General features: G+C 43.5%; 11 protein-coding genes. 3 read left to right on the top strand and 8 right to left on the bottom strand.

All coding sequences use genetic code 11. The features are described from left to right. Nucleotides 1-42: 42 nt before the first annotated feature. The gene (gene phoB, locus AAEY72_RS03075) at nucleotides 43-747 is read right to left on the bottom strand and encodes a phosphate regulon transcriptional regulator PhoB (protein WP_010200659.1); all 705 of its coding nucleotides are present in this window, start codon (nucleotides 745-747) and stop codon (nucleotides 43-45) included. Nucleotides 748-891: 144 nt separating this feature from the next. Beyond that, nucleotides 892-1344: a D-aminoacyl-tRNA deacylase gene (gene dtd, locus AAEY72_RS03070; protein ID WP_201593198.1), complete on the bottom strand. Its 453-nt coding sequence runs from the start codon at nucleotides 1342-1344 to the stop codon at nucleotides 892-894. Nucleotides 1345-1460: 116 nt separating this feature from the next. On the opposite strand from dtd, the gene asd reads away from it, so the two are divergent. Beyond that, nucleotides 1461-2303 carry an archaetidylserine decarboxylase gene (gene asd, locus AAEY72_RS03065; protein ID WP_201593197.1) on the top strand — a complete coding sequence of 281 codons (843 nt, stop codon included), beginning with the start codon at nucleotides 1461-1463 and terminating at the stop codon, nucleotides 2301-2303. 147 nt (nucleotides 2304-2450) lie between these two features. Here asd and AAEY72_RS03060 read toward each other — a convergent pair whose 3' ends face one another. The 6 genes from AAEY72_RS03060 to fadB form a co-directional block, all read right to left on the bottom strand. Then, a complete protein-coding gene (locus AAEY72_RS03060; protein ID WP_352309407.1) occupies nucleotides 2451-3056 on the bottom strand; it encodes a DUF1287 domain-containing protein in 606 nt (201 codons plus the stop codon). 91 nt (nucleotides 3057-3147) lie between these two features. Further along, on the bottom strand, nucleotides 3148-3777 hold the full coding sequence (locus AAEY72_RS03055) for an HD domain-containing protein (protein ID WP_352309406.1): 630 nt from the start codon (nucleotides 3775-3777) through the stop codon (nucleotides 3148-3150). Between the two features lie 124 nt (nucleotides 3778-3901). Then, entirely contained in the window at nucleotides 3902-4477 is a 576-nt protein-coding gene (locus AAEY72_RS03050) for an isochorismatase family protein (protein WP_189586717.1), read from the bottom strand. Between the two features lie 179 nt (nucleotides 4478-4656). Further along, entirely contained in the window at nucleotides 4657-6372 is a 1716-nt protein-coding gene (locus AAEY72_RS03045) for a rhomboid family intramembrane serine protease (RefSeq protein WP_352309405.1), read from the bottom strand. 239 nt (nucleotides 6373-6611) lie between these two features. Next, on the bottom strand, nucleotides 6612-7784 hold the full coding sequence (fadA, locus tag AAEY72_RS03040) for an acetyl-CoA C-acyltransferase FadA (protein ID WP_189586714.1): 1173 nt from the start codon (nucleotides 7782-7784) through the stop codon (nucleotides 6612-6614). A gap of 230 nt (nucleotides 7785-8014) precedes the next feature. Beyond that, the gene (fadB, locus tag AAEY72_RS03035) at nucleotides 8015-10174 is read right to left on the bottom strand and encodes a fatty acid oxidation complex subunit alpha FadB (RefSeq protein ID WP_352309404.1); all 2160 of its coding nucleotides are present in this window, start codon (nucleotides 10172-10174) and stop codon (nucleotides 8015-8017) included. 806 nt (nucleotides 10175-10980) lie between these two features. Here fadB and AAEY72_RS03030 point away from each other — a divergent pair. Together AAEY72_RS03030 and AAEY72_RS03025 are read left to right on the top strand one after the other, a co-directional pair. Beyond that, nucleotides 10981-12069 carry a polyprenyl synthetase family protein gene (locus AAEY72_RS03030; RefSeq protein WP_352309403.1) on the top strand — a complete coding sequence of 363 codons (1089 nt, stop codon included), beginning with the start codon at nucleotides 10981-10983 and terminating at the stop codon, nucleotides 12067-12069. A gap of 70 nt (nucleotides 12070-12139) precedes the next feature. Beyond that, a complete protein-coding gene (locus AAEY72_RS03025; RefSeq protein WP_352309402.1) occupies nucleotides 12140-12958 on the top strand; it encodes a DUF72 domain-containing protein in 819 nt (272 codons plus the stop codon). The last annotated feature ends 231 nt before the right edge of the window (nucleotides 12959-13189 follow it).

Here is a 13189-nt window from a genome sequence, read left to right as displayed (position 1 = left end):
TCTGCGTTGTTTTACGCTTGCCACGACTTGTTCTGTCTTGGTCTAATTGGATTCAATCAAGCTGGAAAACCGATACCCAGTACCGCGCACCGTTTGTATCAGCGTAGCACAGTCATAAGGCTGTAGTAATTTACGTAAACGCCGAATATGGACATCAATCGTTCGATCTTCAATATAGACATTGCCGCCCCAAACCTGATCTAGCAGCTGTGTCCGTGTATACGCACGCTCTGGATGACTCATAAAAAATGCTAACAACCGATACTCTGTCGGGCCGATATCAATGAGCTGACCTGCCGCCGTTACGCGCTGGCTTTTGGGATCTAAGCTAAGCTTGCCGATTTCGATAGGCTTGTCGGCGCTCAATGTACTACTACGACGTAGCACTGCCTTGATTCTTGAGATTAATTCCCGTGTCGAAAAAGGCTTGGTCATATAGTCATCAGCACCCGCATCAAGACCATGAACCTTACTGTCTTCCTCACTTTTGGCCGTTAGCATAATAACCGGTATCTCAGCGAGCAAATCGTCGTTCTTGAGCATACGACAAAAATCAATACCACTTTTTTCGCCGGTCAGCATCCAATCCAATAATATGAGCGCCGGACGGTGATCGACCACTTGCTGATGCGCCTCTGATGCGTCGGCAGCCTGTAAACTATCAAATCCAGCCATCTCTAACGTCATCACAATCATTTCACGAATCGCAGGCTCATCCTCGACGATCAAAATTTGCTCATTGTACATACGGCAACCTTATTATTATAGTCAAAATATCAGCGTTCAAAAAGTTAGCATTCAAAAAATCAAGATACAGAAAGAGGCGATAAACACTCGCCCGTTTCTACTTATTAAACGGACTAATTATGACAGCTTGATGACAGATAATTTTTATACTTCTAATAAAAAGTTTAAGGGCCCATCATTGACGCTGGCAACTTGCATATCAGCGCCAAACTGACCAGTGGCAACATTGTGATGCTGAGTGTTGGCATAATCAACCAGTTGTGCAAACAGCACTTGAGCAGCATCAGGTGCCATCGCGCCACCAAAGTCAGGGCGACGACCCTTGTCTGTTTTTGCCATCAAGGTAAACTGCGACACCAACAGTAGTCCGCCACAGACCTGTTGCACATTTTTATCCAGTTTACCGACCTTGGCAGGATCTTCATCGTTTTCAAAAATACGATAGGCCAAGATTTTGTCGATCATGCGTTGGGCAGTTTGCAGGCTATCTTCATGCCCCAAGCCAATATATGCCAATATCCCATGATCGATTTTGCCAATACAATGCTGATCGACGACGACGCTGGCATGGCTCACTCGTTGTATAAGTGCTTTCATTTACTGATTCCTTAACAGATTATGCTCAGACAATAATATGCTGTCCATGATAAAATACAGCCATTAACTTGCCTAATTTTTATTCTTATTTCCAATCCTATTTTGGTAGCCTTATTATGAATGTATTTACCACCTTACAACAGCTTGTCCCGCAGCAGCAGCTGAGTAAAGTCGCTGGGCGTCTAGCCGCCAGCCGTCATCCGTACGTCAAACGTGCCTTTATTCGTGGCTTTGCCAAAGCTTACGGCGTCAGCTTAGGTGAGTATGAACGTCAGAGCTTTAATGCTTATGAGAGCTTTAATGACTTTTTTACCCGTGAGCTCAAAGAAAATGCACGTACTATCGACAGCAGCGCCAACGGTATTGTCAGTCCTGCTGATGGTATCATCTCGCAGCTAGGTCAAATTGAAGACCATAAATTACTGCAGGCAAAAGGTCGTCATTATGATGTTGGCCAATTACTTGCTGACAGCGAAGATGGTAGCTACTTCGCTGATGGTAGCTTTGCGACTGTTTATCTCGCACCCAGTAATTACCACCGTGTGCATATGCCATTTGCGGGTACATTAACTAAGACCCGATATGTGCCAGGTACACTATTCTCTGTCAATAATACCACGGCCGAGAACGTGCCTGATTTATTTGCTCGTAATGAGCGTTTGGTTTGTTTATTTGATACAGAATACGGCAAAGCTGCCGTGGTAATGGTCGGCGCTATGATTGTCGCTGGTATCGAAACCGTCGCCACTGGCAAAATCAGCCGCACTGAGGACATCCAAGAATCAGAGCACAATATGAGCTTTGAAAAAGGCGCTGAGCTTGGACGCTTTTATTTGGGTTCAACGGCGATTGTCGTTTTACCAAAAGCCGCAAAAGCGGATTGGCAGGACAGCATGAAAGCCAATAGCGTGGTAAAAATGGGACAGTTATTGGGTCAAGCAAAAACTCAGCAAGCTTAATTTGTAAGAAGCTCATAATACTGAAAAGCCCAGTTAAACGTAGATAATGACGTTTGACTGGGCTTTTTAATGGCTGTTAGTTTGTACTACTTCCATTTTGTATTGCTTGTTTTTACTACTTTAGGCTCCCTTTTCCAAAAGCCTTTATCAATATCGAAAGTGCTTATGGATAGGATAAGCAAATAGGATGTTTTCCTCCTGCGTACCACTTCCGATATTATGAATAATCAGCGGCGTACCATCAGCAGCTACTTTATCTGAGACGATACCGATGTGCGGCAAGTTACCCTTTGGCAGCCGCCATGACACAACGTCTCCCGCTTGAAAACTGCCTTTATCGGTCGTAGATAACGTCTGTCCATGACGCGCAAAAAACGTTTCAAGGTTGGGCACGCGTCGATGATCGATATTTTTGTCCGTTGACTTTAAGCCCCAAATCTTTGGGTAGTCCGACCAACTTGATTTCATGTCATGGTTGACCAACTGCTGCAAATCCACATTTTGCAAACGATAAGCACGGACAATCACATCGGTACAGACGCCAGTCTCTATTGGTACATCGCCACGCGGAAAGTCCAGCTTACGGTAAGTAGGATCATAACTCACCGTGACACCAATCTGTTTTTTAGCATCGTGCGCCAATTTATCGCCATCACTGATAGGAGCAAGCGCTTGCGCCATTTGCGCTAGTCCCAGCATGCTGACAAAGGCTAGCGATTTGCACCATGTTTTATAGTTCTTAAATAAGTGCATGGAACCTCTCTATTATTATTGACACTATTCAATATAAAGGTTTTAAACAGCGTCAAACGTTGCGAGTCAGTAACAAGGTGATGTTATCAATTTATTTATCAACCAACCACCCTTGCTGGGTCGCGTATTCAATGTGTTGTGATAACCAATCATGGATAATCGGAAAGCTGTCTTTGATAAATTCATGCGCGCCAGCCACTTGCGAGCGTGCAACACCAAGCTCAATCCACGTTTTGCCCTCAGTATTTAAATTAAGCAAAAATGGCAATAAACGATCGACCACTCTAAGTAGATCAGCCTCTTTACTATTACCTGTCTCCTGCTCTTCCCAGATCTCACTTAAATCAGTAATACCGTTACCACGCTCGCGTTGTAATCGAGCAATACCCTCGCGCTCTTCGAGGTGCGCATCACGACGGGTATCAGCATATAAAAAAGTATCGCCCGCATCAATCTCACCCAAATCATGCACCAGTGCCATCTTAAGCAATTTTTCATGATTGACGTCTAACTCAAACAATTCAGCGATTGACCAGCATGCCATTGCTAAATGCCATGAGTGCTCAGCAGAGTTTTCCAAGCGAGTCGTCCCCGTCACATAGCTGCGTCGATTGACACGTTTTAGGGCATCAAGCTCTAATAAAAAATGCGTGACGTCATCTATCTTAATATTTGCATCGCGCGTTGGATCGGTCAATGTTATAGGTATGTTTGAGGACATATTTCTCTCTGATTAAATGCAATACAGCGCCTGTCTTATCAAGCGCTGTTTTTACGAAAATAATTTACAGTAATTGAAACAACAACGCTAAGAGTTTGTCATTCTCGACCCTTTATCGCATCCGCTACTTAATCAAATTACTAATAGTCTTAAAGGCAGGGTCTTGGCTACTGCGGCATAATTCAAAAAGAATGGATTCTACTGTCGTAATCACGCCGCCAGCGCGTCGAATACGGCGAATGGCTTGCTTTTTGTCATAAGGAAAGCGCGACCCAACGGCATCACCAATAATAACTGGCTGCATCCCATTATCCAATAAATCCAGCGCCGTTTGCATGACGCAAACATGGGCTTCGACACCAAATAATAGGACAATGCTGCGATTTTGCTGCGCTAGATAATGCCATGAGTCATTATTATCACAAGCGCTAAAGGTGACCTTTTCAAAGCTTTTGGCATTGTCGCCTTCTAATACTTCACGTATCTCAGGTAGCGTATCGCCCAAACCTTTTTTGTACTGCTCGTTGAGCATAATTGGGATGTTAAGGGCTTGTAGACCTTTGATCAAAGTGACTGTCTTTTTGACGATATTTTCATGGTCATAAATATGCGGCGTTAAGCGTTCTTGGACATCGATTATCATCGCTTGGGTATTTTCGCGAGCGATTCGATAGGTACGATCGGTAATCATAGTAGACATGGCACACTCCTTGTACGGCTGACTTTATTGTTAAAGGCTATGTTAGTTTTATCATGGATATTGTCTTTATTAGCCTTATGCTCATTTAGTCATAGTTTGTTCAGTGCGTCAATCAGCATCCGCTTTAATAACAACTTGTCACTCTTGACTCAAACTATCATCTACCCAAAAGCAAGTAACTATAGATTGTGTCGCCTAGCATTACGTAGTAAAGACTGTTTTTGGGTCATAACCATGACCACACCGAAAACCATACCAATACATAAGGTCAGAAGATAATACACCATATAACTGAGCATATTTATGAAAGCTACAAACATACTGGATGAGAGGATGATTAGTATGACAGCCATAGTAGCCCCATATATTTCTCTGTATTTTTTGTTAAAAATCTTATAAACAACTAACGTTATCGCAATACCAAACATACCCAATATAGCGCCCCAAGTACCCGCCATGTCCATATGATAATAGAAAACCCCTAAAACATTAGAAAAGATGCCACATATAAAAAAGGCGAGGATAAAACGTGCAGGACCTAATACTTTTTCTAAAACATAACCTATCGCAAAAAGCATTCCCAGACTCATTGCTAAATGCATAATCCCTGCGTGTACAAAAAGCGATGTTACTACTCGCCAATATTGACCAGCTTGCAGCGCGTCCATCGTCAACCCACCTACACTATTTACCTGTCTGGATAAAGGGGCAATAATATCCATACCCATGAATACGGTGAGTATAAATGTACCTATACAGGTCAGTATTAAAACCAACGTTGCAGGTCGCTTTTTATTACTTCTAAACAAAGCTACTAGGCTTTTTGATACATCACTCACTGGTGCTCGTTTTTTTACGGGCTTTTGTTTTTTGATAGGTGTAAGTTTTCGCGTGCCCTTTTTTTCTTGATTATCAATATCTGCTGCAAGAATAAGCAAAAAGCATAGCCCCATGCCGATAAAAAATGAACTAAATCCCCAGACAAAGTCACGATCTAAACTGTCAACGAATATCTCTGATTCAGGTACTAACACCAAGGGTGGTAAATTAGACTGCTTATTAGTTTTAGAGATAGTATACAAATAGGCGCTTCTGTCATTTGATGACTTCAGCTTTCTAAAATATCTGATATTAGAGAGGTCAGCAGCGGCGTATCTATAGCTCGAGTCATTAATAAACGCTGAGTATTGTCTGTCTTTAATGTTTTGATCTGCACGATTATCGTATTTCGTGTGGTAGCTGGAACCTAGCCAAATATTATCAGCAGCGGTAAATGGTGTAACAATGTAATAATCAATATACAATGTCGATTCGAATTGTCGTCCATTGACTACTACTTGTGTCTCTACATAAGAAACACTCTCTGATTTTACTGGCTCAACATTACCAACTTTGAAGTATTTTTGTTTTGGATAGTGACGGATATCATTCAAGCTGTCTACTTCAATGATCTCGTAAGCCGCTTTGGACAAATAGTTTTGGCTGATTAAAAGTGGTATCACTAATGCTAAAACCATCGTTATAAAGAAATAGCTTGAACTACTACGCTTAGCCCATTTCAACGTCAAAAGCTCATACCTCGGCCACATCCAGATGGTAACGACCAAGACGGATAAAAGAAAAGGAATACCAAAATCCCAGTAGCCTTCATTTAAAGGCAGAACATCTAGATAAATATCAAGAATCCAACGTAAAGCACCAAAAAGTAAAATGGTCAGGATACTCAAACCCAAATAAGGCAAAAATACCTGCTTTAATTTTAGTTTAATCGATCCTTTAGTGCGTTGTGGTTTCTGTTCCTTATGCTTAGCAAGTTTACGTCTCTCCTGTTTACTTCCTCTGCTTCTGTTTTTATTCTTATATCTATATTGGCTTTGCTTATTGTTATCATCCATGCCCTATCACCATTCATTTACAATGAACCACGTCCTAATTTTGTTAGCCTTTTTCACTCCACCAATAACGATATGATTGAATTCAACATACTTATTTACATTGTTTTATTTTATGCGGGCACAAAAAAGCGCCTCCAACATTAAGTGAGAGGCGCTCATTTTACAAGACATTAATATAAAATTAATCAACAAATATCAGTTTTATTAATATTTACTACTATGTATAAGTCAGACTAAAATTACACACGCTCAATGATAGTAGCAATACCTTGGCCAAGACCGATACACATCGTCGCTAGACCGATTTCAGTATCTGATTGCTCCATCGCATTTAGCAAGGTAACCGTGATACGAGCGCCAGAACACCCGAGTGGATGACCTAGCGCAATCGCGCCACCGTTGATGTTGACGATGTCTTGCTTGTCCGTCAAGTTCAAGGCTTTTAATACTGATAAGCCTTGCGCTGCGAACGCTTCGTTTAGCTCGATGGTTTGCATATCATCGATGCTCATACCAGCACGCTTAAGTGCTTTTTGCGTAGCAGGTACAGGACCGTAACCCATGATAGCGGCATCACAACCAGCCACAGCCATGCTGCGAATACGAGCACGTGGCTTAAGACCTAGCTCTTTGGCTTTCTGTGCGCTCATCACTAGCATTGCAGATGCACCGTCAGATAATGCAGATGATGTTGCAGCCGTCACCGTACCACCTTTAGGATCAAAGGCTGGACGTAGATTTTGCATTTGCTCCATCGTCGCGTCTGGGCGAATCACTTCATCTACGGTACATAGTTGCAAGCGACCAGCAGCATCATGACCTTCGATACCGATGATTTCATTGTCAAAGCGACCTTCAGTAGTCGCAGCCCATGCACGGCGATGTGACTCAAGACCAAAGGCATCTTGCTCTTCACGGGTGATGCCATTCATACGGCCCAGCATCTCAGCGGTCAAGCCCATCATGTTTGACGCTTTTGCATAATGCTTTGATGCTTCAGGGTTGAGATCAACGCCATGCATCATGCCGACGTGACCCATGTGCTCTACACCACCGATGATGAACACATCACCTTGATTGGTCATGATTTGGGCAGCGGCAGTGTGTAGCGCCTGCATAGAAGAACCACATAGACGGTTAACGGTTTGACCGCCAGCAGTCTTTGGAATACCAGCCAGCAGACCGATGTTACGACCGATGTTTAGACCTTGCTCTAGCGTTTGGTTGACACAACCCCAGATGATGTCTTCAACGTCGCGTGGATCGAAATCGTTACGTTCAACCAATGCACGTACCAATTCAGCAGACATGCTATCAGCGCGAACGTGACGGAACATGCCGTTTTTGGTTTTACCCATCGCTGAGCGTACGCCATCTACGATGACCACGTCTTTTGGACTTAAAATTGTCATACTATCTTCCTTTTCAATTTTTATTGTCAGTGTAGTCAGTCCACTTTAGTGCTATTACCTCGTCAATCTCGCTTAAAGTACAATACGTACATTTGCACTCGATTTCCTTGTGCTAGCATTAAATGAAACTCACTATAATCGTACGTTTACTATTGGAGACGATTCATGTCTCAATTGCTCTTAGCCTAAATAGTAAACGTACGGCACTTCATCCTAGTAGTGACTGCCTATTACGCTGTGGCGTAAAAGGTCTCGCCTGCTGCTGCCATGTCGCGAATCTTTTGCGGCGCTTCATAGGCTTTGCCAAGATGGGCGTATTTTTCACACAATGCCAAGTAGTTATCTAGACCCATTTGGTCAACATAACGGCAAGGACCACCGCGGAATGGCGGGAAACCAACGCCCATAATCATCGCCATATCGGCTTCAGATGGCGTGCTAACGATATTGTCTTCTAGGCAGCGTACGGTTTCATTACAGAAAGCCAGCATGGTGCGGTCGATAATCGCTTGATCATCAAACGTTTGCTTTTCACTATCTGTCGTGGTTTTGAGTAGCTCATAAGTGGCTTCGTCAGCAACTTTCTTTGGCTTGCCGCGCTTGTCCATTTCGTACTTATAGAAACCAACACCGTTTTTCTGACCTAAGCGTTTGTTTTCATATAAAAGCTCAATCGCACCTTTATAATCAGGCTTCATACGGTCAGGGAAACCTTCTGCCATGACTTCTGCGCCATGTACACCCGTATCTAGACCAACAACGTCGATTAGGTAAGCAGGACCCATCGGCCAGCCGAATTTTTCCATAACTTTATCAACATGGACGAAATCAGCGCCTTGCTTAAGCAGCAAATCAAATGCGCCAAAGTATGGGAACAATACGCGGTTCACAAGGAAACCTGGGCAGTCATTCACGACGACAGGCACTTTGCCCATTTTTGTGGCCAAAGCAACGGTCGTTGAAATAGCTTCTTCAGAAGATTTTTCACCGCGAATAACTTCTACTAGCGGCATACGGTTTACTGGGTTGAAAAAATGCATACCAACGAAGTTTTCTGGACGCTCAAGTGCTTCAGCTAAGAAAGTAATAGAAATCGTTGAGGTGTTTGACGCTAGGATACAATCGTCTTTTACTAGACCTTCTACTTCTTTTAGTACCGCACGCTTCACGTTCGGATTTTCTACGACCGCTTCGATGACGATATCAGTCTCAGCAAAGTCACCATAGTTAAGCGTTGGACGTATACGGCTTAAGGTTTCGCCCATTTTTGCTGGGGTCATTTTGCCGCGATCGACCATTTTGCCAAGTAGCTTGCTGGCTTCGCCCATACCAAGGTCTAATTGCTCAGACTTGATGTCTTTCATGATGATTGGCAAGCCTTTGCTGGCTGCCTGATAAGCGATACCGCCGCCCATGATACCAGCGCCTAGTACAGCCGCTTCATTGATTTCGTGTGCTTGCTTGCTGTGCTGTTTCGCTAATTTCTTAACCAATTGATCGTTTAAGAATAGACCAACCAAGCTTTCTGCTTGTGGGGTTTTCGCCGCTTTTGCAAAATAGGTCGCTTCAACGTCGATCGCTTTGTCACGTGATAAATTCACATGCTTTTCGATTGCTTCGATCGCGAGCGCTGGTGCTGGATATTGCTTAGGATTGGCTTTGGCAAAGATCATACCTTTGGCACTGTTGAATGCCATGGCTTGCTCAAGCTGATTTAGCTTAACAGGCACTAATTTCTCTTCACGTTTTGCTTTCCAGTCAAGCTCACCTGAGATACATTTTTTGACCAAGTCAATCGCTGCATCTTGCAAGTCATCAGCAGGAACCGTCGCGTCAACCAAGCCTATCTTTAATGCTGCCAATGCTTTTTTAGGAGCGCCAGTCGCGATAAGCTCAAGTGCATTATCGATACCAATAATACGCGTACTACGAACCGTACCACCAAAACCTGGGAAGATGCCTAGCTGAGTTTCTGGTAGGCCGATAATCGCTTTGTCACTCATGACACGGTATTCACAAACCAATGTCATCTCACAACCGCCGCCCATTGCCGCACCATTAATGGCAGCTACTTTTGGAAACGGCAAGTCTTCGAAACGATTGAAAGCGTCATTAACATGAACGACCCAATCTTTGATCTCGCTTTCTGACTTTTTGAAAGAACCGACGAATTCTGTGATGTCAGCACCAGCGATAAACACGCCTTTCGCCGAAGTTACGATAAGACCTTTTACGTCATCAGCTTTTTCTAAAGCGGTGACGGCTTCACCAAACTGCTTGTTGGTTTCGGCATCAAACTTGTTCACGCTCTCATTTTCGGCGTTGTACTGCATGTTGGCGATGCCATCCTCTAGCATTGTCACCGTGATGCGATTTCCTTGGTATACCATCTGAAACTCCTTTCTATATAACGAAAGCTACGTTTTAAATTAAAATAAATAGCCAGTTACTGTTAGTAAAATGGGTAATAGCACTGTGCGCCTGTTGTGTCATAAAAACCAACACAGAGTCTACGCACGAGTGAAGATGTCTTTATTATCTAGCGCTCATGATGATGCACTTATTTTGCGTTTCTTACATGACATCATATGACACTTCATTTATATAATTTCTTTCAAGGTGCTGCTGTTGCAAGTGTTGATGTTATAAATATTGACTGAGATATGGTGCGATATGAGGCATCGACGACCAAATAACCTGAGTAAAAACCTATTGCCATCGTCACCAGATCATTTTCACGTCAATTAGTGTAGGGGATTATGCCCCTCACTGTCACAAGCTAATGCCATACTCGCAAGTCACTCTTAAATCGCTTGTAGACATTTACCTTACGCTAAAAGTTGTTTAGTGAACAACTGTATACTTAGTTATCGAATTGAATCACTAACTTAGATAAACAATGAACCTAATATTGAATGAGTACCATCTCAAAGATGGTAGACCGTTGGTGCTATCCGATTAATTGTACCTCGCTTAGCTTGCTCTTTTATCAGAACATATTCAACCAATGAGTGAAATCATCTATGCGTAACGAAATCTTGTTGTTATCTTTCGGCTGAAGTGAGCCTTGTCCCAAACAGACCGCAACAGAAAAATGTCAAAAACAATCGATTGATACTCTGTCTCACACAAGCAATATAATCGTTCATGCTACACTAACGATAATTTTATTACTCCTCTGATAAATGGTTGGATTATGACTGTTTCTTCTACGCCAAGCGTTATGCCTACTAGCTTTAAGTCTTTTAATCGCTCTGACAGCAGCACCGATAGCAATGCCAATAATAGTACCAAGCAATTCCATAGTGCTGTGCGCGAGCAATTGGCGCAAGACATCGACGTGCTGTTTGCTTATGCCCAGTTACCAAGCCCACTGTTGGATGCCTGCCGTTATGTTATGACGGGTCAAGGTAAATTGGTGCGTCCACTGCTGGTCGCCAGCGCCTTTGCCAACGTGAATGATCACAGTGATAAGAATGTTGATAAAGGTAATGCAGTCAGCGATGAATTAGCATCGTTATTAGAAAACGACTCAGATTATGATATGGCGCGCCGTGCCGCGTTGGCGGTAGAGCTATTGCATACCTATTCGTTAGTGCATGATGATTTGCCGTGTATGGACGATGATGACCTGCGCCGCGGTCAGCCAACGGCTCATATCGTATTTGAAGAATCGACCGCCCTACTCGCCGGTGACGTATTACAGACGCTAGCTTTTGAAGTATTGACCGCAGAGCTGCCTACCTTTGCCCCATTTGATACGGATATCGCCAGCCAGCTGCTCGCTATATTTGCACCGCGTGCCAGACGCATGGTCTCTGGTCAAATGCTGGATCTCAATGCAGAAGCCAGTGACAGCATCTCACAAAGCGACTTGGAAGCCATTCACCGTGATAAAACGGGCGCATTGATTGAAGCGGCCATGCTCATGGGCGGCATTTGCGCTGGCGCGACGGCTCCGCAGCGTATGGCATTACAAGAGTGCGCTCAACATATTGGTCTAGCCTTTCAAGTTCAAGACGATATTTTAGATGTGACCACCAGCACCGATACGCTGGGCAAACCTGCCGGCAGTGATGAAAAGTTAGACAAATCTACTTACGTGAAGCTGATGGGTGTTGATCAGGCGACCAGCTATGCGCAATCGCTGTTTAATGATGGGCGCGCTGCTATTATTCGTGAACTAAGCAGTGGTGAGCTTAGCAGTAGCACCGACAATCATCCTAATACAAATAACGACGCACTATTGGCATTAATTGAATGGCTATGGTCGCGTAAGAAATAGTTTAGCGAATAGCCGCTGAATAAAAATAGCTCAGCAAACTTTATTACCCAAACGGCAGTGAGTGGTCAACATGGACAGTTCCCCTACCCCGCGTATTTATCTCGGCACTGGCGGCTATAGCGATACTGACTTACTCGGTACGCTGTATCCTACTGGCACCAAAAAAACCGACTTTTTACGTGAGTACGCCAAGCAGTATGGTGCGGTGGAGATTAACAGCAGCTTTTACGCACCCATTGGACAAAAAGCCTTTGCGGGGATGGTTAATAAAGCTTATGTTCAAGCCGACAGCGAGTTAAAGTTCGCCGTCAAGCTGCATCAAGACTTTACTCATGCACGTAAAGGCACTGTCGAGCACGCACAGGCATTTTTAAACGCCTTATCCCCGCTTATCGAAGCAAATGCTTTAGCACCTTTGCTGCTCCAGTTCCCTCACGGCTTTGATCGTACTCGCGAGCATCGTCTCTATCTGGCAGAGCTTGTCAGTTGGTTTCAGGACTACCCACTCACCATTGAGTTTCGTCATAACGCTTGGCACACGCCGCAAGTGGTCGATAGCTTTCGGCAGCAAGGTCTCATTTGGTGTAGCGTTGATTATCCCAAAGTCAGCGGGTTGCCACCATCACGATTGATATTTACCGAACGCACTGGCTATCTGCGTATGCATGGTAATAACCTAAACTGGTGGGATGCGATGAGCGCAGCTGATCGTCATGATTATCGCTATAGCGAAGCGGAGATGCAGGACTGGGCGCAAGCGATTGCCAATCAGCGTCAGCATTTCGATACGTTATATATCTTCTTTCAAAACACCACTAAAGCACATGCTTATTATAATATTGCGATGCTGAGAGAGGCGTTGGGTAAGTTTGGGTTCGAGGTGTTGTAATGTGTGTTTAGAAGCACGTGACCTACCAATTAATAATTAATTAAAATCACCATTCGGTGGATCATGTTTTATCAAAATCCTTTTAGAGAATCAGCTAACTTTACTGTACCTACTAAATAGCTTATTTTAAGCAAATTATCTTAATCTCACTCCTAACATTTTACTTAAATTTTTTATTATATATTTTATATACTTGAAAATTCTATTGCTAATCCATATATAAACTTCTGT

This window comes from Psychrobacter sp. W2-37-MNA-CIBAN-0211 (genome assembly GCF_040309405.1).
Classification (GTDB): domain Bacteria; phylum Pseudomonadota; class Gammaproteobacteria; order Pseudomonadales; family Moraxellaceae; genus Psychrobacter; species Psychrobacter glaciei.
The sequence above is the reverse complement of the archived record's forward strand: the minus strand, read 5'-3'. Positions and strand labels throughout refer to the sequence as shown.

What these genes read in the sequence shown, in the direction of transcription:
- phoB (WP_010200659.1), bottom strand. Translation starts at nt 747, where the DNA reads ATGTACAATGAGCAAATTTTGATCGTCGAGGATGAGCCTGCGATTCGT.
- dtd (WP_201593198.1), bottom strand. Translation starts at nt 1,344, where the DNA reads ATGAAAGCACTTATACAACGAGTGAGCCATGCCAGCGTCGTCGTCGAT.
- asd (WP_201593197.1), top strand. Translation starts at nt 1,461, where the DNA reads ATGAATGTATTTACCACCTTACAACAGCTTGTCCCGCAGCAGCAGCTG.
- AAEY72_RS03060 (WP_352309407.1), bottom strand. Translation starts at nt 3,056, where the DNA reads ATGCACTTATTTAAGAACTATAAAACATGGTGCAAATCGCTAGCCTTT.
- AAEY72_RS03055 (WP_352309406.1), bottom strand. Translation starts at nt 3,777, where the DNA reads ATGTCCTCAAACATACCTATAACATTGACCGATCCAACGCGCGATGCA.
- AAEY72_RS03050 (WP_189586717.1), bottom strand. Translation starts at nt 4,477, where the DNA reads ATGTCTACTATGATTACCGATCGTACCTATCGAATCGCTCGCGAAAAT.
- AAEY72_RS03045 (WP_352309405.1), bottom strand. Translation starts at nt 6,372, where the DNA reads ATGGATGATAACAATAAGCAAAGCCAATATAGATATAAGAATAAAAAC.
- fadA (WP_189586714.1), bottom strand. Translation starts at nt 7,784, where the DNA reads ATGACAATTTTAAGTCCAAAAGACGTGGTCATCGTAGATGGCGTACGC.
- fadB (WP_352309404.1), bottom strand. Translation starts at nt 10,174, where the DNA reads ATGGTATACCAAGGAAATCGCATCACGGTGACAATGCTAGAGGATGGC.
- AAEY72_RS03030 (WP_352309403.1), top strand. Translation starts at nt 10,981, where the DNA reads ATGACTGTTTCTTCTACGCCAAGCGTTATGCCTACTAGCTTTAAGTCT.
- AAEY72_RS03025 (WP_352309402.1), top strand. Translation starts at nt 12,140, where the DNA reads ATGGACAGTTCCCCTACCCCGCGTATTTATCTCGGCACTGGCGGCTAT.